General features: G+C 66.5%; 18 protein-coding genes. 5 read left to right on the top strand and 13 right to left on the bottom strand.

Features of this window, described 5'->3' with window-relative positions:
* Nucleotides 1-45: 45 nt before the first annotated feature.
* The 9 genes from ACZ1J6_RS16510 to ACZ1J6_RS16470 all read right to left on the bottom strand — a co-directional run bounded on the left by ACZ1J6_RS16510 (nucleotide 46) and on the right by ACZ1J6_RS16470 (nucleotide 9,972).
* On the bottom strand, nucleotides 46-456 hold the full coding sequence (locus ACZ1J6_RS16510) for a metallopeptidase family protein (protein ID WP_134094659.1): 411 nt from the start codon (nucleotides 454-456) through the stop codon (nucleotides 46-48).
* A 7-nt stretch (nucleotides 457-463) separates the two neighbouring features.
* Nucleotides 464-2,407 (bottom strand): M1 family metallopeptidase, encoded by a 1,944-nt coding sequence (locus ACZ1J6_RS16505; protein WP_465127539.1) that lies wholly within the window; start codon nucleotides 2,405-2,407, stop codon nucleotides 464-466.
* 74 nt (nucleotides 2,408-2,481) lie between these two features.
* Complete coding sequence (locus ACZ1J6_RS16500) at nucleotides 2,482-3,051, bottom strand: fasciclin domain-containing protein (RefSeq protein ID WP_465127538.1); 570 nt, start codon at nucleotides 3,049-3,051, stop codon at nucleotides 2,482-2,484.
* A 21-nt stretch (nucleotides 3,052-3,072) separates the two neighbouring features.
* Nucleotides 3,073-4,350 carry a hypothetical protein gene (locus ACZ1J6_RS16495; RefSeq protein WP_465127537.1) on the bottom strand — a complete coding sequence of 426 codons (1,278 nt, stop codon included), beginning with the start codon at nucleotides 4,348-4,350 and terminating at the stop codon, nucleotides 3,073-3,075.
* A 302-nt stretch (nucleotides 4,351-4,652) separates the two neighbouring features.
* The gene (gene glnA, locus ACZ1J6_RS16490; protein ID WP_132264777.1) at nucleotides 4,653-6,062 is read right to left on the bottom strand and encodes a type I glutamate--ammonia ligase; all 1,410 of its coding nucleotides are present in this window, start codon (nucleotides 6,060-6,062) and stop codon (nucleotides 4,653-4,655) included.
* A gap of 248 nt (nucleotides 6,063-6,310) precedes the next feature.
* The gene (locus tag ACZ1J6_RS16485; protein ID WP_008832116.1) at nucleotides 6,311-6,649 is read right to left on the bottom strand and encodes a P-II family nitrogen regulator; all 339 of its coding nucleotides are present in this window, start codon (nucleotides 6,647-6,649) and stop codon (nucleotides 6,311-6,313) included.
* Between the two features lie 561 nt (nucleotides 6,650-7,210).
* Nucleotides 7,211-8,134 (bottom strand): N-acetyl-gamma-glutamyl-phosphate reductase, encoded by a 924-nt coding sequence (argC, locus tag ACZ1J6_RS16480; protein WP_465127536.1) that lies wholly within the window; start codon nucleotides 8,132-8,134, stop codon nucleotides 7,211-7,213.
* Complete coding sequence (locus ACZ1J6_RS16475) at nucleotides 8,134-8,433, bottom strand: SH3 domain-containing protein (protein ID WP_134094654.1); 300 nt, start codon at nucleotides 8,431-8,433, stop codon at nucleotides 8,134-8,136. The genes argC and ACZ1J6_RS16475 overlap by 1 nt, the downstream gene beginning before the upstream one ends.
* 117 nt (nucleotides 8,434-8,550) lie before the next feature.
* Complete coding sequence (locus ACZ1J6_RS16470) at nucleotides 8,551-9,972, bottom strand: leucyl aminopeptidase family protein (protein ID WP_465127535.1); 1,422 nt, start codon at nucleotides 9,970-9,972, stop codon at nucleotides 8,551-8,553.
* 48 nt (nucleotides 9,973-10,020) lie between these two features.
* Between ACZ1J6_RS16470 and ACZ1J6_RS16465 the strand changes: the two genes are divergently transcribed.
* The 3 genes from ACZ1J6_RS16465 to ACZ1J6_RS16455 all read left to right on the top strand — a co-directional run bounded on the left by ACZ1J6_RS16465 (nucleotide 10,021) and on the right by ACZ1J6_RS16455 (nucleotide 12,918).
* Nucleotides 10,021-10,875 (top strand): DUF4163 domain-containing protein, encoded by an 855-nt coding sequence (locus ACZ1J6_RS16465; RefSeq protein ID WP_314464950.1) that lies wholly within the window; start codon nucleotides 10,021-10,023, stop codon nucleotides 10,873-10,875.
* A gap of 74 nt (nucleotides 10,876-10,949) precedes the next feature.
* Nucleotides 10,950-11,780 (top strand): type I methionyl aminopeptidase, encoded by an 831-nt coding sequence (gene map, locus ACZ1J6_RS16460; protein WP_465127534.1) that lies wholly within the window; start codon nucleotides 10,950-10,952, stop codon nucleotides 11,778-11,780.
* Nucleotides 11,781-11,868: 88 nt separating this feature from the next.
* Nucleotides 11,869-12,918: a hypothetical protein gene (locus ACZ1J6_RS16455; protein WP_465127533.1), complete on the top strand. Its 1,050-nt coding sequence runs from the start codon at nucleotides 11,869-11,871 to the stop codon at nucleotides 12,916-12,918.
* Nucleotides 12,919-12,978: 60 nt separating this feature from the next.
* Here ACZ1J6_RS16455 and ACZ1J6_RS16450 read toward each other — a convergent pair whose 3' ends face one another.
* From ACZ1J6_RS16450 to lptB, 4 genes are all read right to left on the bottom strand, one after another.
* Entirely contained in the window at nucleotides 12,979-14,346 is a 1,368-nt protein-coding gene (locus ACZ1J6_RS16450; RefSeq protein WP_465127532.1) for a glycosyltransferase, read from the bottom strand.
* A gap of 260 nt (nucleotides 14,347-14,606) precedes the next feature.
* Nucleotides 14,607-15,305: an energy transducer TonB gene (locus tag ACZ1J6_RS16445; RefSeq protein ID WP_442044994.1), complete on the bottom strand. Its 699-nt coding sequence runs from the start codon at nucleotides 15,303-15,305 to the stop codon at nucleotides 14,607-14,609.
* Between the two features lie 177 nt (nucleotides 15,306-15,482).
* Nucleotides 15,483-16,964 carry an RNA polymerase factor sigma-54 gene (gene rpoN / locus ACZ1J6_RS16440; RefSeq protein WP_465127531.1) on the bottom strand — a complete coding sequence of 494 codons (1,482 nt, stop codon included), beginning with the start codon at nucleotides 16,962-16,964 and terminating at the stop codon, nucleotides 15,483-15,485.
* Between the two features lie 56 nt (nucleotides 16,965-17,020).
* The gene (lptB, locus tag ACZ1J6_RS16435; RefSeq protein WP_243654152.1) at nucleotides 17,021-17,833 is read right to left on the bottom strand and encodes an LPS export ABC transporter ATP-binding protein; all 813 of its coding nucleotides are present in this window, start codon (nucleotides 17,831-17,833) and stop codon (nucleotides 17,021-17,023) included.
* 209 nt (nucleotides 17,834-18,042) lie between these two features.
* On the opposite strand from lptB, the gene ACZ1J6_RS16430 reads away from it, so the two are divergent.
* Complete coding sequence (locus tag ACZ1J6_RS16430; protein ID WP_314464939.1) at nucleotides 18,043-18,543, top strand: hypothetical protein; 501 nt, start codon at nucleotides 18,043-18,045, stop codon at nucleotides 18,541-18,543.
* A gap of 104 nt (nucleotides 18,544-18,647) precedes the next feature.
* Nucleotides 18,648-19,994: a TldD/PmbA family protein gene (locus tag ACZ1J6_RS16425; protein WP_465127530.1), complete on the top strand. Its 1,347-nt coding sequence runs from the start codon at nucleotides 18,648-18,650 to the stop codon at nucleotides 19,992-19,994.
* Nucleotides 19,995-20,050 lie beyond the last annotated feature (56 nt).

The raw sequence follows: 20,050 nt of genomic DNA, 5'->3' as shown, positions 1-20,050 counted from the left end.
TCGTTTCATGACGGGGCAATGGCTTTTCCTCTCCCGCAGAGCAGATTACGCTTCATCCTCCAGCCCGTGCATGTCCTCGTCCGAAAGGCCGAAATGATGGCCGACTTCATGCACCACCACATGAGTGACGAGGTCTTCCAGCGTCACCCCCGTCTCGCACCATTCGGCCAGCAGCGGTTGCCGGTAGAGCGTGATGCGCGGGCGGAATTCTCCGGCGACCCAGACCGATTCCTCGTCGAGCGGGCGGCCGTGATAGAGGCCGGTCAGTTCCCAGGCGTCCTCCAGCCCCACGGCATGGAGGGTTTCCTCGTCCGCGAATTCCTCGACGTGGACGGTGATGCCTTCGAGGTGCTGGGCGAAGGGCTCGGGAATGCGCGCGAAGGCGGCATGGGCGAGCGCCTCGAACACGGCGGGGCCGGGGGCATTGCCGAAACGGCCCGGGGTGGGAGAAGACATGGCGGGGCTACTCCTGTGCTGCCCCCGCCGCGACGATCCGCGCGATGCCTGCGGCGGTGGAGGGATGGTAGGTCGGCCGGGCTTCCTCGAAGAAGGCGCGCGCCTTCGGCTGGCCCCATTCGTCCTGCTTCATCAGGCCCTTGTAGAGCGGATAGACCAGCAACCCGCGCCCGATCTGCGAAAGGTAGCGGCGCAGGAAGGGGAGGGCAGGATCGTAGCGGTTGGCGATGGCCAGTTCGAACCAGGCCGACTGGATATAGGCATTTCCCGAAGCGGAAAGCCCCAGCGTCTTGTCCAGTTCGGCCAGGCGCGCAGGCGTCTGCCGGCGGTCGATGCCGTTGAGGAAACGCAGCCATTCCTGCGTGGTCCAGCCCTTCGTCTCCACGGCGCTGGCCGGTCCGCCGCCATTGAAGGCCGCCAGCCGCGCGTCGACTTTCGCCAGCGTCTCGCTCCGCACATGGACCGCGTTGTCGGGAAGGCCCGCACCGTAGGACCAGCGGTCGAGCTGGAGCGAGAGTTCCAGCTCCGGCTGGCCCTTCAGCAGGCGTTCGCGCAAGTCGGCGAGGAAGCCCGCGGTGGTCTGGGGCTGGAAGGCGTGGCGGTCGAAATAGGAGGTGAGATAGGCATCCCACTTCGCGCGGCCCACGGTATGCTCGATCATGCGCAGGAAGTTCGAGCCCTTGGTATAGTCCACCTCGCCCGCGCCGGGATCGCCGTGAAGACGAGTGACGGCGCCGGTCTGGCCGCCACCGGCCGCGATTTCGCGGCTCATCACGTCCCAGTCGAGGTCGGCATACGTGGCGGCCTGCTCCTTGCCATAGAGCGACTCCATGATCCGGTTCTCGAAGTAGGTGGTGAAGCCTTCGTTGAGCCAGGAGTCCGACCAGGTCGCATTGGTGACCAGGTTGCCCGACCAGGAATGCGCCAGTTCATGAGCGACGACGTCGGTGTTCGAACGGTCGCCCGTGACGATCGTGGGGGTCAGGAACGTGAGCATGGGATTTTCCATGCCGCCATAGGGGAAGGCTGGGGGCAGCAGCAGCATGTCGTAGCGGCCCCAGCGATACGGGCCGTAGAGCTTGCTGGCGGCGTCGATCATCTTCTCCACATCGACGAATTCCCTGGCCGCCTTGTCCAGCATCGGCGCCTCGGTCCAGACGCCGGAGCGGGGGCCGAGCGCCTTGAACTTCAGGTCGCCCACGGCGAAGGCGATGAGATAGGGCGGCACCGGCTTGTCCATGCGAAAGCGGAAGGCGCGCCGGCCGTCGGGGAGCAGTTCGCCCTTGTCACCCGAGAGCTTTTCCGCGCTCATCACCGCCACGAGATCGCCGGGGACGCGCAAGGTGGCTTCCCAGGTCTGGCGAATGCCGGGGCTGTCCTGCGTCGGCACCCACGAGCGGTTGAGAATGGCCTGGCCCTGGCTGAACAGGAACGGCTTCTTCTTGCCGAAGGTCATTTCCGGCGGCAGCCATTGCAGGGCAGTCGCGCCCGGCATGGAGCGATAGGTTATACGGATCCGGCTGGCCCCGGCGAGTTCGACGGTCAGCGCCGAGCCGATGTCCGCATTGTCCGCGTCCTTGGGGCCGAGCGTCCACTGGAGCGGTTTGCCCGCCTCGTCGGTGATCGCGGAAATATCGAGATCCCGTGCGTCGAGCACGATCCGGGTGGCGCCCGGCGCCGCCAGGATGTCCAGCACGGCGCTGCCGCCCAGCGTCTTCGTCGCGAAATCGACGTCCAGGTCCAGCGCCACATGGGTGACGCGGGCCACTTGCGGCTCGGCATGCGTCCACACGTCCTTCGCCTCGGGCGTGGTGAGGATCGGGGCGGGCGGCGTGCCGGCTCCCGTTACGGTCCCCGACGCCTTCATCGGCGCACCGGCATCCGTGACGGTCTGGGCGAAAGCGGGGGCGGCGGTTCCGGCGAGCAGCGCGGCGACAAGAAGAATACGCATGGCCGCGACTTATGGTCACGCCCATGGCACTGTGCAAGCGAACCTGTCGTGCAAAGGCGCAAAGGCCGAACCTGCTAGAGCTTCTTGAGAACCCCGGTCACGGGAATGGCGATGCTCGATCCCCCGGTTATCGGATCGCCGTCGAAGCTGGCCTGGGTGCCGTCTTCGGCTGAGACGTTGACGATGCCGCCGGCCTGCGTGAAGGTCAAAGTGCCGCCGCCCAAGGTCGAGATCAGGACTTTGCCGTCCTTGCTGGACTTGATGGCGGCGGAGATGTCCTGCGGGGTCATGTAGCCGGTGAGCATGTGGTCCTTGAGCAGCGCCGCCAGTGCGGCGTGATCGTCGGCCTCGGTCAGCTGCTTGCCCGGATCGCCCAGCTTCGCGAAGGCGTCGTCCTCCGGGGCGATCAGGGTGTAGCTGGCCTTTTCCTGGAACACGCCCTCGATGCCGGTTTCCTTGAGCGCTTCGGCCACGGTCTGGAGGCCGGCGGCATTGTCGAGCGCTTGCGGCAGGGTCTCGGACACGGCGGCGGCCGCATCGGCGGTGGCGCTGGCCTGTCCCTCCGGGCTGTTCCGGTCGGAGCAGGCGGCCAGCGAGAGGCCGGCGGCGGCCAGCAGCGTGAGTGCGAGATCGGTCTTGCGCATGAATTCCCCTCCTGACGCCGTTCAGGCGATCAGTTCAATGGCGGCCCGCACCAGGCGTGTGGCGGGTTCGAGTTGGTAGATGTAGCCGTCGCTATATCGATAGAGTGCGTCAGGACCGTCGCGGTACTGGTCGCGGTAGCGGCCGGGGACATTGTAGACGTCGTAGCCGCCCGGCATGGGCTGGCCGATCCGGATCGTCTCACCCAGCAGCAGGGCCGCTATACCGGTGATGGTGGGATCGGCGGCGGCCGCCTCGCCCGCATTCACGCGGTAGATCGTGTTGTCGTAGTAGCGATAGGAGCCTTCGCCGCCGAGACCGTAGTAGAGGGTGTAGTAGCCGGGCAGCGCGACAGGCCGGTAAGTGCCGGGCCATGCGCGGCCCACGGTCAGCGCGCCGCCGAGCAGCGGCGTGTAGCCGACCACGGCGCTGCTTCCGCCGGGGGCGCCGTCACTCGCTCCGCCCAGGCGCAGCAGGTAGCCTTCGCTGTAGCGATAGCGGGTGTCGTCATCGAAATCGCGGGAGAACCAGCGTGGGTCATGCCAGGCCTTTTCCGGCGGGTGCGTGCGGGGTGGCAGGTTGCAGCCCTGGTACTTGCCGGAGATGGCGGCCGGGCAACCCTCGATCGCCTGACCCCTGCCCGGTGCGGTCCAGCTCGCGTCCTGCCGGCCGGTGACCACCTTCACGCGGTCGTTGGTGGGGACGCGGAATTCGTGGCCGCGCCCGTCCCTGTAGCTAACCTGCAGGACATCGCCGCGCGGTGCGGGCGGGGTTAGGCCGGGATCGACGCGGGTTTCATGCGGGCGACCCTCGGGCGAGTCGGCCGGCGGCGTGCTGCCGCGCTCCTTCGGCGGGACCTGAGGCCGATCGGCGCGCCGGGCTTCGGGATCCTGCTGGGCGGGACGGTTCCCCTCTGCCGGCCGATCACCTTGTGTGGACGCACGGCGCTCCCGGTCGCCCCGGTCCTGCTCGCGGCGGGCCGCTTCCTGCTGGCGCTGCTCGCGCTGGGCGGTTTCGCGGTTCTGGGCCTCGGCATGCGGCGGGACGCGGTCGCCGCCCGTCTGACGCTCCGGCTGGGCGCGCCGTGCCTGTTCGGCATGCTGCTGTTCCGAACGCGGCTGGTCGCCCTGGGGACGGCTCTCGCCGGACCGGTCCTGCGCCGCGTGCGCGCTTGCCATGTGGCCGCCTGCGATGCCGATCGCCACGGGGGCGAGCAGGGCGGTTACCCCGGTGACGATCTTGCCGGCGCCTGGCTTGCGGGTACTGGGCTTGCGCGTACTGGGCCTGCGAGTCCTGGGCATCGCTGCTTCTCCTTTGCGGGGGCAACGCGGCGGGATGATAGCTGTTCCTGTCACGATTGTCGCCAAGCGTCGCGGCGGAACGTCGCGCGGCAGGAGCGGGCTGTCCGCCCCCGTTTCGCATTGAGCGCAAAGGTTCTTTTCGTGCGGGGTGAGGCGCGGTCGGTCGAGGGAGCCGGTCTCTGCCTGCTGCGGATGCGCTCGGACGGCCAACGAAAAGGGCGCCCGGATTGCTCCGGGCGCCCCACTCGGCGAACTGATGCTCCTTCCTCCCTTTCCGAAGAAACGGGAGGAAGGAAGCGCGATCAGGCGCTGTAGTACATGTCGAACTCGACGGCCGACGGCGTGGTTTCCCAACGCAGCACTTCCGGCCACTTCAGTTCGAGGTAGGATTCGATCTGGTCCACGGTGAACACGCCGCCTTCGAGAAGGAAGGCATGGTCGGCCTGGAGCGAGTCGAGCGCTTCACGCAGCGAACCGCAGACGGTCGGCACTTCGGCGAGTTCGGCCGGCGGCAGATCGTAGAGGTTCTTGTCCATGGCTTCGCCCGGGTGGATCTTGTTCTTGATCCCGTCGAGGCCGGCCATGAGCAGCGAGGCGTAGCAGAGATAGGGGTTGGCCATCGCGTCGGGGAAGCGGAATTCCACGCGCTTTGCCTTGTCGCCCGCACCGTAAGGGATGCGGCACGAGGCCGAGCGGTTGCGGGCCGAGTAGGCCAGCAGAACCGGGGCTTCGTAGCCCGGCACCAGACGCTTGTAGCTGTTGGTGGTCGGGTTGGTGAAGGCGTTCAGGGCCTTGGCGTGCTTGATGACGCCGCCGATGAAGTACAGGCACATGTCGGAAAGACCGGCATAGCCGTTACCGGCGAACAGCGGGTTGCCCTTGTCCCAGATCGAGATGTGGGTGTGCATGCCCGAGCCGTTGTCCTTCATGATCGGCTTCGGCATGAACGTGGCGGTCTTGCCATAGGCCTGCGCGACCATGTGGACGACGTACTTGTAGATCTGCATGCGGTCGGCGGTGGTGACCAGCGTGCCGAAGGTCAGGCCGAGTTCGTGCTGGGCAGCCGCCACTTCGTGGTGGTGCTTGTCGCAGGGCAGACCCATTTCGAGCATGGTGGTGACCATCTCGCCGCGGATGTCGACGGCCGAGTCGACCGGAGCGACCGGGAAGTAGCCGCCCTTGGCGCGCGGACGGTGGGCCAGGTTGCCCGTGTCGTACGACTTGTCCGAGTTGCCCGGCAGTTCGATGTCGTCCAGCTTGAAGCCGTTGCCTTCGTAGCCGTCGTAGAACTTCACGTCGTCGAACATGAAGAATTCGGCTTCGGGGCCGACATAGACGGTGTCGCCGAAACCGGCCGACTTGACGAAGGCCTCGGCGCGCTTCGCGGTCGAGCGCGGATCGCGGGCGTAGAGATCGCCGGTCGAGGGTTCCACGATGTCGCAGAACAGGATGAGCATCGGGGTGGCCGAGAACGGATCGACATAGACGGCGTCGAGGTCGGGCTTGAGGATCATGTCCGACTCGTTGATGGCCTTCCAGCCTTCGATCGACGAACCGTCGAACATCAGGCCGTCTTCCAGCTCGTCCTCGCCGAGGATCGAAGCGACCATGGTGAGGTGCTGCCACTTGCCCTTGGGGTCGGTGAAACGCAGGTCAACCCACTCGATCTCTTCGTCCTTGATCCTCTTGAGGACGTCCTTTGCACTAGCCATTAGAGTAGTCTCCAGTGATGCTCTTCCGATCCCGAAAGAGGCTTTGGTGTTGCATTGTCCACGGGAAGACCCGGCCCCCGCCGGTTCGTCCCGATCCGGCCCGGAGGATCATTTCGATCCTGCCGAAGCCGGGCAATCGAATTCCGGCACACGCCGGCTTGGATGCGACAGGCGGCGGGAAAGCCCGCCCTTCTGGTCCTGCGCTCTCGAAAATCCTTCGCGGGCGAAGCCTTTTCGCTTCCCGTGATTTACAGGGCGTCGTCGTCCCGCTCGCCGGTGCGGATGCGCACGGCGGTTTCGACCGGCACGACGAAGATCTTGCCGTCACCGATGCGTCCCGTTTGCGCGGCGTCGGCAATGGCTTCCACCACGCGTTCGGCCAGTGCGTCGGGAACGACCACTTCGAGCTTCACCTTGGGCAGGAAGTCGACGACGTATTCGGCGCCGCGATAGAGTTCGGTATGGCCCTTCTGGCGGCCGAAGCCCTTGGCTTCCGTGACGGTGATGCCCGAAACGCCAACTTCGTGCAGTGCTTCCTTCACTTCGTCCAGCTTGAACGGCTTGATGATAGCTTCGATCTTTTTCACGCCTGTGTTGACCCCTGCATGGTCCCGGATCTTTTTCCGAAGACAATTCCGGTCCGGGAACCAGATGCCTCGCGCGCGATTCCCATCAAGAATCGTGCCAATGCGGATGGCCCTCTCGTAGGCCAACTGTGCAGCCGCGAAAAGACCGGAATCGTAGGTTTCGACATCCCAAATGCTCTGAGTCATGCGAGCGGCGCCGGGTTGGCGACATTATGTGTTCAAGTTTCGGGCACGCCCTGCCTCAAAATTGTGCACGGGTGCTGTGGGGGCGAGGGAAGGCTTGCTTCGAACCCGTCACCCCCGTGCTGGCCCATGCCTACCTGCTCTGCGAGTGCAGCACCCACCTTCGTCATTGCGAGCGCAGCGAAGCAATCCAGAGTCGCGCCGCGCCGCCCTGGATTGCTTCGCTGCGCTCGCAATGACGAAGAGCTGGAGGAACGCACGGGCGAACGAATGGGGGAGGGGGGCAGGCGAAAAGCGAGGCCCGTAAGATAACGCAAGAAGGCGCCGGAAACCGCTGGGGCTTCCGGCGCCTTCTTTGCGCGGTCGATGTATTGGGGTTTAGAGTCTCAGCCCGGCGGTCTCGGGGAGGCCCGCCATGAGGTTGAGGTTCTGCACTGCAGCGCCGCTCGCGCCCTTGCCGAGATTGTCAAGCATGGCGACGAGGCGCGCCTGCGATCCGTCCTGCGCGCCGAGCACCCGCAAGGTCAGCGTGTCGACCGGGTCCATCGAGGCGCGCAGCAGCAGTTCGTCGGGCTGGTCGTCGATCACGGAGACGATCGTGCTCTCCGCATAGAAATCGGCCAGGGCGGCGCGAAGATCGGCCGGCGATCCTGCCTTGGGCATGGCGGACAAGTGCAGCGGCACTTCCACCAGCATGCCGCGATGCGCGGGGACGACGGCCGGCGCGAAGATCGGTTCGATCGAGAGGCCGACATGCGCCACCATCTCAGGCACATGCTTGTGGCCGAGCGCCAGGCCGTAGGCGCGGAAGGCCACGTCGCGGTCTTCCTCGAAACGGGCGATCAGTGCCTTGCCGCCGCCGGAATAGCCCGAGACGGCGTGGCAGACGTAAGGCCAGTCGGCAGGCAGCAGCCCCGCCTTCACCAAGGGCGCGACAAGGCCGATGAAGCCGGTCGGGTAGCAGCCCGGATTGCTGACGAAGCGCGCGGCGGCCACGGCGTCGCGGCCGATCACTTCCGGGAAACCGTACGTCCAGTCCGGCGCCACGCGGTGCGCCGAGGACGCATCGATCACGCGGGTGGTCTCATTGCGGATCATGCCCACGGCGGCCTTGGCGGCTTCGTCGGGCAGGCAGAGGATCACGAAGTCAGCCGCGTTCAGCGCTTCGGCGCGGGCCGTGTCGTCCTTGCGGCGCGCTTCATCGAGGACGACCAGTTCGAACTCGGCGCGGCCGGCAAGCCGTTCGGCGATCTCGAGGCCGGTGGTTCCGGCGGCGCCGTCGATGAAGACCGTCTTCGTCATCAGCTATGTGCCTTCAATGCGTCGAGCGCGACATAGCCGACTTGGCCATCTTCGCCCAGCTGGCCCCAGGCCCAGTTGCCCGCCATGTCGAGCACGTTGAACGTGTCGCCCGAGGGCAGGTCGCGAATCGCTTCGGCATCGGCGCGGCTCATCACCCGCAGCACGGCGCCGTCCAGCACCACATGCGGCATCGGCACCGCATAGTGCGGCACGAAGTAGAGACCGGCCAGCTTGATGTGCGCCAGATCGCCGCGCACGGGAAGGCATCCGGGATCCGCGGTCACACTCGGTCCGGTCATGGCCAGCAGTCCATCGATCCGGGGAGGGCGGGTATAGGAATCCTCAGTGGCCAACGCGGGTGCTTCTCCAAATGCAAAGATGCGCGCGCTTAGCGGGGGCATGGCCAAGACGCAAGTTCAGCGGCCCTCGCCGGTGTAGCGCCGCTGCAACATCAGCCACGCCGCCCGCAGACCGAGGGCGTCTCCACCCTTGGGACGGCCGGGCTTGGCGGCGGGGCGCCAGGCGAAAGTGTCGAAGTGGGCCCAGTCCATGCCCTTCGGCACGAAGCGGTCCATGAACAGCGCCGCCGTGCTGGCCCCGGCGAAGCCGCTGGAGCCGGCATTGTTGATGTCGGCAATGTCGGACTTCAGGTATTCGCGGTAGCCATCGTAGAGCGGCAGGCGCCAGCAGGGATCGTCCACGGAAAGCCCGGCATCGAGAATGTCCTGCGCGGTCTTGTCGTCGCGGGCGAACAGGGCGGGCAGGTCCGGGCCGACGGCGACGCGCGCGGCGCCGGTGAGCGTGGCGAAGTCGATCACCAGTTCAGGCTCCTTCTCGCCGGCGCGGGTCAGCGCGTCGCCCAGGATCAGGCGGCCTTCGGCATCGGTATTGCCGATTTCCACGGTGATGCCGGCGCGGCTGCGCAGCACGTCTCCCGGGCGGAAGGAATTGCCGGCGATGGCGTTCTCCACCGCCGGGATCACCAGATGCAGGCGCACCGGCAGGTTCGCGCCCATGATCAGGCGGGCGAGGGCCAAGGCGTGCGCGGCGCCGCCCATGTCCTTCTTCATCAGCAGCATTCCCGCGCCGGGCTTGATGTCGAGGCCCCCCGAATCGAAGCAGACGCCCTTGCCGACGACGGCGATCCTGGGATGCTTGGGGTCGCCCCATTCCAGCTCGATCAGGCGCGGTGCATGGGCACGACCAGCTGCACGCCCGACGGCATGGACCATCGGGTATTCACGCTCCAGCATCTCTCCGCGGGTGATCTTCACCTCCGCACGGAAGGCCTTGGCGAGCGATTCCGCCTCGGTTTCGAGCTGGCCCGGGCCCATGTCCTCGGCCGGGGTATTGACGAGATCGCGGACCAGCTCGATCGCCTCGCCCTCGGCGATCATCGCGTCGATCGCCTTGACCTCGGTGGTCAGGAGAATGCGCGGACCTTCCTCGGACGGCTCGGAGCGGTAGCGATCGAAACGGTATTGCCCGGCGATCCAGCCCAGCGCGGCCTTGCCGATCTCGGCCTTGGCGCCATCGGCGCCAGCGCGGCGATAAGTGCCGGCGGGCAGGACATCGGCCAGCTTCGCCAGGCACCAGGTGGTGAGTCTGGCCGGATCGGATACGCCTGCGGCCACAAGCCAGCCGTCGCCATCGGGAAGGATCGCATGGCTTCCCGCATCGCCCACGAACTTCTGCGCTTCGAGCGCGGCGCGCTGCGAAACCGACAGGCCCTTGATGAATTGTTCCAGTCCATCCTTCTCCCCGTCCTTGGAAACGAGGTGGATGGCGACGGCCTTCTGGCCGCGATCGGGCTGAATCAATGCGTTCTTGTCGGTCATGGTCCCATTCTCTAGCCTTGCTGCGAGCATGAGCCGAGAGGAAAAATGATGCGATCTGGTGCCTGGTGTCTTGTCTCCGCTGCAACTGCGGCCCTGCTGCTGAGCGGCTGCAAAGGCGAAAAGTCCGCTCCTGCCCCGTCGGAAACCGCATCGGCCGGGATTTCGGCCCAGACCGAGAGCGCTACCGAAACGACGACGGAGACCAGCACCGAGGCCGGTGACGTCGTCGTGGGCGGCGGCCGCGCGGAGAAGACCGAGAACGATCTTTACGAATTCTCCTATTCCTATCCCGATGCCGCAGGCGCGATTCCGGGGCTCAAGGCCAATCTCGACCAGCAGCTCGACACGTCCCGCGCGGATCTGGTGAGCAGCGCCAGAGAAGGGCAGGCCGAAGCGAAGAAGAACGACTTCCCTTACCACGCCTACAGCTACGGCGAGGACTGGAAGGTCGTGACCAGCCTGCCGGGGTGGCTCTCGCTGTCCTCGGAATCCTACGTCTATTCGGGCGGCGCTCACGGCATGACCGCTTTCGACGGGCTTCTCTGGGATCGCCATGCCGAAACCGCGCGCAAGCCGATCGACCTCTTCACCAGCAAGGAAGCCCTGTCCAAGGCGCTGCGCACCGCGTTCTGCGCCGCGCTCGACAAGGAGCGCGTCAAGCGCCGCGGCGGCCCGATCGACAAGAGCGACGAGATGTTCTCCGAATGCATCGATCCGGTGGAGCAGGTGGTGATCCTGGGCTCGACCAACCGGCAGACGTTCGACCGCATCGGCCTGCTCGTGCCGCCCTACAATGCCGGCCCTTATGCCGAGGGCAGCTATGAAGTGACGGTGCCGGTGACGGGCGCGGTCATGGCCGCTCTCAAGCCGCAGTACCGATCCAGCTTCTCGGTGGCGAAATAGCAAGGCGGAAAAGGCAATAGCGCGCGCTCACGCGTGATCTCGCATTTTGCGCGCGCAATTGTTATGTAGCCCTCATGACCGAATACCAGACCGTCGAACCCGGAAGCGAAACCGTCCTGCGCGACGGCACCATCAAGCTGCACGGCCCCGAGGGCTTCGAGGGCATGCGCAGGGCCGGCCGCCTTGCCGCCATGATCCTCGACGAGATCGCACCGATGGTGCAGCCGGGCGTGACCACGGCCGCCATCGACGACAAAGTGCGCGAACTTACGCTGGACGGCGGCGCCGTGCCCGCCACCCTGGGCTACCGCGGCTATGCCCATTCGTGCTGCATCTCGATCAACCATGTGGTCTGCCACGGAATTCCCTCCGACAAGGCGATCAAGGACGGCGATATCGTCAATATCGACGTTACGCCGCTGCTGGACGGCTGGCACGGCGACACCAGCCGCATGTACCTGGCGGGCGATGTCTCGCTGAAGGCGCGTCGCCTGGTCGAGGTGACGTACGAATGCCTGATGATCGGCATCGAGCAGGCCCGGCCCGGCAACCGCGTGGGTGACATCGGCGCGGCGATCCAGGCCTATGCCGAGTCGTTCCGCTACGGCGTCGTGCGCGAATTCTGCGGCCACGGCCTCGGCCGCCTGTTCCACGACGCACCCGAAGTCGTGCATGCCGGCCGCCCCGGCACCGGGCCGCTGCTGAAGCCCGGCATGTTCATGACCATCGAACCGATGATCAACCTGGGCAAGCCGCCGGTAAAGCTGCTGTCCGACGGCTGGACGGCAGTGACGCGCGACAAGTCGCTGTCGGCGCAGTTCGAGCATTCGATCGGCATCACCGAAACCGGCTGCGAGATCTTCACCACCAGCCCCCAGGGTCTTCACAAGCCGCCCTACGCCTGACGAGTCATCGCCCCGGCGTACGCGCCCGGGCGTGACCTGACGTCTTCGCCATGACAGCCTCCTTTCCCGACACAGGGAAGGGAGAGCCATGGCCACCGCAGCATTCGATCTTACCGGCGGCGTCCCGGAAGAACGCGAGTTCGTCGTCGCGGAGAAGCCCGATGACGGGCTGCGCGATGCCGTGAACGTGTGGATCGAGGAGGAGAACGGCCTCTTCGCCATGCGGATCGGCGTCGAGGCGGTCGGCAATGCTTGGGACAGGCACGAATTCTGGCTCGACGTTGCCTTTGCCGATGGCCGCCTGCTCTCGAAACGCGGGGACGGAGCGGTTCATGCACCTTACGGTGCCGATGGCCGCCCGACCGTGCGCGGCACCGGCCCCGTCCGCTTCGAATGCGAGGACCCCTTCCGCCGCTGGACCGTCTCCTACCGGGGGCAGGCGGCGGAGACTTCGGCACAGGCCATAATCGACGATCCCGATTTCAAGGAAACCCGCTGGAGCGACCTGGAGATCGCGGCCGAAATGGACATGGCCGCGCCGCCCTGGGTGCCGGGATCGCTCCTGCCCGAAGCGGCCGCAGCGCTTGGCGGCGAGCAGGGCAGCTTCATGAGCCCGCGCTACGAGCAGCTCTTTCGCTGCAGCGGCACGCTCACCGTCGACGGCGTGGCCCGCCCGTTCAAGGGCAACGGGCTGCGCATTCGGCGCACCGGCTTTCGCGCCTTCGCCGGCTTCTGGGGCCATTGCTGGCAATCGGCGGTCTTTCCCGATGGCCGCGCCTTCGGCTTCAATATCTATCCCCCGCGCGAGGACGGCGAGCCGAACTATGCCGAGGGCTGGATCATCGATGCCGACGGTGTCCGCACCCCCGCGCGCCCGGTGGAAGTGCCGTGGCTGCGCCGCTTCGTCACCGGCGGTGAGGATGTGTCCTGCGTGCTCGAAACCGTCGACGGCCGCCGCGTGGCGATCGCGGGCACGACATTCGTCAATGTCCGTTCGCGCGGCGGGTTCGCCAAGCCGGTGGATTGGCCCGCGGACTTCCCGCTCGTCCAGCAGAGCCACGCCTTCTATACGTGGGACGGGCAGAGCACGACCGGCATGATCGAGCGCTCTAGCAAGCCGAGTGTGATGGAGTCGTAGAGACGCATCAAGGCGGCGTGTCGCGGCTCTCGGCCGAGGGTTGCGGCCCCCGGGCTTCGCTCACGGCGGCGCGGCCTGCACTGGCTTGCTCAGAAGCGCGAGGAGCGAGATGCGGTTGAAGAACCACATCCGCTGCAATTCCAGGCCGCTGTATTTCCGCAGGGTATTGGCGAAAGTATAGGGCGTATACCAGACGTTGTGATCGGGGTGGACGGCTTCCAGGAACGTCTCGGTTTCGGCCACGTAGTCGAAATGGCGCGACCGGCACTGGAAGGCGTCAGGCACGGAAATGAGGAAGAGATTGGCGTCCACCGCCGCGATCTCACCGAGGAATGCCTCGACGTCCGCGACATGCTCCATGACTTCGGGAACGAGTACGACATCGTAGCTGTCCGTGACTTGCGCGAAGTCGGTGAACAGCCGTCCTGTCACGAACGGCCGCAGCTGTTCGAGCGCCTCGCCATGGGGATCGAGCCCATCGAGTTGCCGGCAATGCGCTTCAAGCTGGACATGAAGCGAGGTTCGCGGATCGGTAATCGGCCAGTCCGCGCAGCCCACATGCAGCACCCGCTGACCGGCGAGCAGGCTGGCGAGAACCTCCATCCTGCCGAGCGAGGCCAGTTCGGCGCCCACTTGCACGCGCTGCAGGAAGTAAGGGGCGTGGATGCCTTCGAGCGGAGATGCGCGCGGCGGGGGTGATGGCGATGGCGTTGCCGGAGTGGGTGCTGTCACTGCCGGCGCCGATGAAGGCGCCGTTTCCGGGGGCTGCCGGGACTGGCTGGCCATGGCGCCGATGTCGGTCCTGTGCATGTCCTCGTAAGTGCGCAGGGTGGAGCCCCAGAGTTGATGGGCATAGACCGGGTCGCTGCCGCCATACGTCACGCCCGTGAAGTGGCGCGGGATGAACATGTGGCTCGGGTAGATGCGCAGCGGGGTATAGGCGAACTTGCGGTAGCAGTCGGTCAGGCGCTGTGGACCCACGGTTTTCCAGGCCATGTCGCCGATGACCGAGGGGCTGGCAGCGATGTCCTCGACGATTTGCCGCACGAAGCCATTGCCGGCCTCGCATCCGAAATAGCCGGCGGCGATCAGGCCGGGGCGGGCGATTTCGCTTTCCCAGCAGGCGAACGCCTCGCAGTCGAGCAGGGCTTCGTCGAGCGGGCGCAGGCAGATCGAATCGGCATCGAAAACCAGGCCGCCATGTTCGACCAGGATTTCCCAGCGCATCATGTCTGCCACGCCGTTGAGTTCGCGCGGGGCCATCTGCCGCATGTGAGCCGCATTCACCCAGTTCCGCCCGTCCAGTTCGGCATTGCCCCAGAGGCGGAATTGCCAATCGGGATGGGCAGCGCGCCAGGTCTCGATGCAATTGTCGGGGCGACGGGCCTCATCGCCTACCCAGATGAAATGGAAGCTCTTCGGAATCATCAGGCGGCTCCCGGCGGAAGAGGGCGTTCCTGCCGAGAGCTAAAGCGATGCGGTGTATCAAGTCCGAAGGGGGGCTAGGGAATTGTCCCGAGAAGGACCGATCCGGGCCATGAGAGAAGCGGGTCAAGCAAGAAGCGGGCCTGCTCCGCGATATGCGAAGCAGGCCCATCCCCCACCGAGGGCGGGAGCATCAGCCGGAGCGGCACACAAAGTGCGGAAGCGGTGCCGCTCCGGGCGGGTGACCTCTGGGGGTTTCGAGGTCAGTCCCGCGGGATGATCCAGCGGATCGTCCCCAGGTAACTGCCGGAGGCGGCCTGGCCTTCGGCATTGGTGGCCGGTTCGAACCGGGCACGCCTGCTGACGTATTTGCAGGTGGCCTCGTCGAGGCCGGTGAAGCCGCTCGACGCGACGATGGCGCATTGGCTGACGCGCCCGCGCGCATCGATGTCGAGCCTGAAACGGACGCTGCCCTGGTGTTCGGCGCGCAAATCCGCGGTGGGGTAGTCCTGCGTGGTGACCCAGCCCGATGCGGCATTGCTGGGAAGCGCCCCGCGCGGCTGGAACCGGGCCGGGGTCTCGGTTGGCGTGGGCAGCGCCACCGCGACTCTCTCCGTGGGTTCGAAGGAACTGGGCGTGGCCGTGGGCACCGTGGTGGAGACCTGAACCGGATCCTGGGCAGGAAGCTGGATTCGCGGCGTCGGGGCGGTCAGCAGCGGCTGGTCCACGGGCCTATCGGGCTGCGCCTGGGGTTCGGGAGGAGGTGGAACCGGGATAGGTTCCAGCCTGATCTGGGTCGCTTCGGGGTTCTTCGGGGGATCGCTCCTGAGCAGGGTGACCGCGAAACCGTTGACCAGGGCGAGGACGAGCCCACCCTGTATCAAGGCCACGATGCCGCCGGTGAGCGCCTTCTGGCTTCCGTTGGCCAGACTTTTTGTGGAATGTCGATCGACGTAGGACATCGGCAATCCTTTCCATGGGTACACCGCGTTCTTGCGACGTCACGAGCTTGCGGTTGGTCGCAAGTCCGGTGCACTTCATGGAAAGAAGGCTATCACGAATCGAAACAATTCAAATAGAATTATACTAAGCACAACAAGCATTTAACATGTCTTGTTTATCATCTGCTTGCTTAGTTCTTACCGCACCGCAGCAATAGCCTTCTGGCGGCGGCGCTGCACGGAACTGCCCAGCCCGATGGCCTCGCGGTACTTGGCGACGGTGCGGCGGGCCAGTTCGAAGCCTTTGTCCTTCAGCAGGTCCACCAGGGCATCGTCGGACAGGATGGCTTTGGGATCTTCGGCGTCGACAAGACGGCGGATGGCCGCCTTGACCGCTTCGGCCGAGGCGCCTTCGCCGCCGGTGGCGGCGACGCCCGAGGTGAAGAAGAACTTCAGTTCGTAAGTCCCGCGCGGACAGCTGAGATATTTGTTCGAGGTGACGCGGCTGACGGTCGATTCGTGCATGCCGATCGCCTCGGCCACGGTGCGCAAAGTCAGCGGCCTGAGCTGCGATATGCCGCCGCTGAAAAAGCCCTCCTGTTGCTTCACCAGTTCGCTGGCGACTTTCAGGATGGTCTTCTGCCGCTGATCCAGCGCCTTGATCAGCCAGTTCGCATCCGCCAGCTTTTCCGAGAGCCAGGCGCGCGAGCCCTTGTCGGCGCATGTGCCTTTCAATTCCACATAGTAGCTGCGGTTGACGATCAGGCGCGGCAGGCTGGCCCGGTTGACGGCGACATTCCAGCCGCCGTCGCTGCGCGGCGTGACGAGGATATCCGGGGTGACCGCGGCGCTGGGTTCGCCGCCGAAGCGCAGGCCGGGTTTCGGGTCGTAGCCGCGCAGCTCGGACAGCATGTCGGCGAAATCCTCGTCGTCCACGCCGCAGATGCGCTTGAGCCGGGCCAGTTCGCCGCGCGCGAGCAAGTCGAGATTGTCGATCAGCCGCGCCATCAGCGGGTCGAGGCGGTCGGCCTCCCGCGCCTGGAGAGCGATGCATTCGGACAGGGTTCGCGCGCCGACGCCGGTGGGATCGAGCGAATGGACGACGGCCAGTGCCGCCTCCGCCTCGGCCGGATCGACGGCGAGGTCTTCCGCGATTTCCGCGAGCGCGACCGGCAGGTAGCCCGCTTCGTCCAGTTGCCCGATCAGGTAGCGGGCGATCCCGGCCAGCAGAGGGTCGCCGGTGGCAGCGCCGACTTGCGCTTCGAGGTGCTCCACCAGGGTCGCTTCGCCCCGGCCGCGTTCCTCGATGGCGGGCAGTTCCTCGCCGCCGCCGAGGCGCAGGTCGGCGGACCATTCCCCGGTGTCGCGGTCGCGGTCGAGCGCGGAAGCGTCGATATCGAGCGGGCGGTCGTCCTCTCCCCGTCCTTCGCCGATGAGCCGGTCCACCGGCGATTCCTCAAGCGTGGTGCGGCGCGCTTCCTCGGGCACGTCGACGGTTTCGGAGGCCGATGCAGCCGGTTCGCCGCCCACGTCGAGCAGGGGGTTGGCCTCCAGCGTTTCGCCGATGAAGGTTTCCACTTCGAGGTTGGACAGCGCCAGCAGCTTGATCGCTTGCTGGAGCTGCGGGGTCATGACCAGCGACTGGCTTTGCCTGAGGTCCAGGCGCGGTCCCAGGGCCATGGCCTAGCGGGCCTGCGTGAGCGGGCCTTTCGACAGGCATGAGCCTGCCGCGAGGGTCACAGCGTGAAGCCTTCGCCGAGGTAAAGCCGGCGCACGTTTTCGTCCGCCACCAGGGCTTCGGGGCTGCCGGCGAACAGGACCTGGCCGCCGTAGATGATGCAGGCACGGTCGACGATGTCGAGCGTCTCGCGCACGTTGTGGTCCGTGATGAGCACGCCGATGCCGCGCGTCTTGAGATCGCGCACGAGGTCGCGGATGTCGGAGATGGACAGCGGGTCGATGCCGGCGAACGGTTCGTCCAGCAGCATGATCGAGGGCTTGGCCGCCAGCGCGCGCGCGATTTCGCAGCGGCGGCGCTCGCCGCCCGAAAGCGCCATGGCCGGGCTGGAGCGCAGGCGGGTGAGGCCGAATTCGTCGAGCAGGCGTTCCAGCTCGCTGGCGCGGACGTTCTTGTCGGGCTCGTTGAGTTCGAGCACGGCGCCGATGTTCTGTTCCACCGTCAACCCGCGGAAGATGGAGGTTTCCTGCGGCAGGTAACCGAGGCCGAGCACGGCGCGGCGGTACATCGGCAGGCGCGTCACGTCGACGCCGTCCATCAGGATACGGCCCGAATCGGGGCGCACCAGGCCCATGATCGAATAGAAGCAGGTCGTCTTGCCGGCGCCGTTGGGGCCGAGCAGGCCGAGAACCTCTCCCTTGGCGACGGACAGCGAGATGTCGGTAAGCACCGCGCGCTTGTCGTAGCTCTTGGCGATCGAGATCACTTCGAGTCCGCCGGCTTCGGCGACGGTTGGCACGTGGTGGCCTGCACCTTGGCGGTCCGGCCCGGAGTCAGCCGGGTGCGGGGGGAGTTCGGTGGTTCCGGTCATGTTCAGAGCGGTTTACGCATGCCCCCGTTGCTCGGCAAGCGGGCAATTCCCGGATATGGAGGCAAATGGCAGGTTTCCTGCATGGTTCGGCGCATTTGCGGAACCGGGCAAGATTGTTGCGGGTTGTAGGGTAAACTTGAAATCCACGCGCTCAAGTGATCTAGTGGGTTCCAGGATAGATCAAAGGTCGCAGACAAGACGGGACAACCATGATGGACAGGATCGGCAAACAAGATACGGCGCCTCGCACCGGGATCCTGCCCCGGAACCGAACCCTGGATGCGCGCGGTTCCCTGCCCGATCCGCTTGCCGCATCGCGCGGCGGCCATCTTCCCGACAAGCCCGTGGCGCCCGAAGGCGGTTCCCTGCACGACTGGTCGAAAACCGACTGGCGCCGCAAGATGAGCGACAACATCGCCTATGCCCTGCTGGTCTACACCGCATTGCAGATTTTCGTGACGGTGGGCGCGCTCAAGGCCCACGGCGAATCGCTGCTGCCCTATCTTGCGCTGGTGATCCTGGTGGTCGCGATCATTCCGGCCTGCCGCCGGTTCGAGGCGCGCTGGAACCGGCTGGACGACGAGCAGGCCCACGATCCCGCGCTGGGCCCCTATTTCCGCCGCGACCGCATACTCCTGTGGGTGCTGGCGATCGGGCTTCCTTTCGCGATCACCGGGCTGTTCAAGGGCCTTTCCCTGCTGACGGCGTGAACGATCCTCACGCGAGATTTGCGCTCGGCCGCCGCGGAGTTTAGGGCTGCGCTCCCCCTGTGCCGGTATCGCGCCGGTCTCGCAGGGCATGGAGACCCGAAGAGATGCTCAGCCCCCAGGAAGCGCTCGACCGCGCCCAGGACCTCGCCGACCGTGCACGCAAGGCCGGCGCCGATGCCGCCGACGCCGTGTTCGGTGCCAGTTCGTCCGAGGGGATCCAGGTGCGCCTGGGCAATCTGGAAGATGTCGAAAGGTCCGAAAGCGAGCATATTTCCCTGCGCGTCTTCGTCGGCAGGCGTTCGGCCAGCATCGGATCCTCCGATCTTTCCCCCCAGGCGCTCGACGAACTCGCCGCCCGCGCCCTGTCCATGGCCAAGGCAGCGCCCGAAGACGCTTTCGCGGGGCTGGCGCCTGAAGACCTGCTGACCCGCGCGCCCTGGCCCGAACTCGACCTGCTGGACCCGGCCGAGCCCAGCCCGCAGGCGCTGCGCGCCGCCGCGCTGGAGGCGGAGGAAGCCGCCCGCGCGATTGCCGGCGTCTCCAACTCCGATGGCGCCACCGCCAGCGCCGGCAGCGGTGTCTTCGCGCTCGCCACCAGCCATGGTTTTGCCGGCGCCTATGGCTCGACCAGCCACTCGGTCAGCGTGTCGATCGTGGCGGGAGAAGGTTCGGCCAAGCAGCGTGACTATGCCTGGCGCTCGGCACATCACCGCGAGGATCTGCCGCCGCCCACCGAGATCGGCGCGCTGGCCGGCGAACGCGCCGTGGCCCGCCTCAATCCGGGGCGCATGGCCAGCGGGCCGATGCCGGTCGTCTTCGACCCGCGGGTGGGCGGCTCGCTGATCGGTCATCTCACGGGCGCCATTTCCGGCAGCGCCATCGCGCGCCGCTCCAGCTTCCTGCTCGACCGCCTGGAAGAGCAGATCTTCGCGCCGGGCATCGTCCTGGTGGAGGAACCCCACACGCGGCGCGGCCTGCGTTCGCGCCCGTTCGACGGCGAGGGACTGGCCACGCGGACGCGCAACCTGGTGGAAGACGGCCGCCTCACCGGCTGGCTGCTGGACAGCGCCTCGGCCCGCCAGCTCGGCCTTGCGCCGACCGGCCATGCCGCGCGCGGCGGCGGCGGGGCGCCGGGCGTCTCGGTGGGCAACCTGCATCTCCAGCCCGGCACGGCGACGCCGGAAGCGCTGATGGCGGACATCGAGGACGGGGTCTACATCACCGAACTGATCGGCCACGGCGTCAACGGCGTGACCGGCGATTACAGCCGGGGCGCTTCCGGCTTTCGCATCGTCGGCGGTCAGATTGCAGGACCGATCGCGGAGTTCACGGTGGCGGGCAACCTGCTGGCGATGTTCGCGGGCCTCAGCGCCGCCAACGACCTGGAATGGCACCGCGCCATCAACGTGCCGACCTTGCGCGTCGACGGGATGACCATCGCTGGAGATTGAGCGGGCCGCGAGGCGCTTTCCCGGCGCTGCGCGGCACTTGCCCGGCGCTGCGCAGC

It is taken from the genome of Novosphingobium sp. BL-S-21 (genome assembly GCF_055521655.1).
Note: the sequence above shows the minus strand (reverse complement) of the source record. Positions and strands in the feature narration are given on the sequence as shown.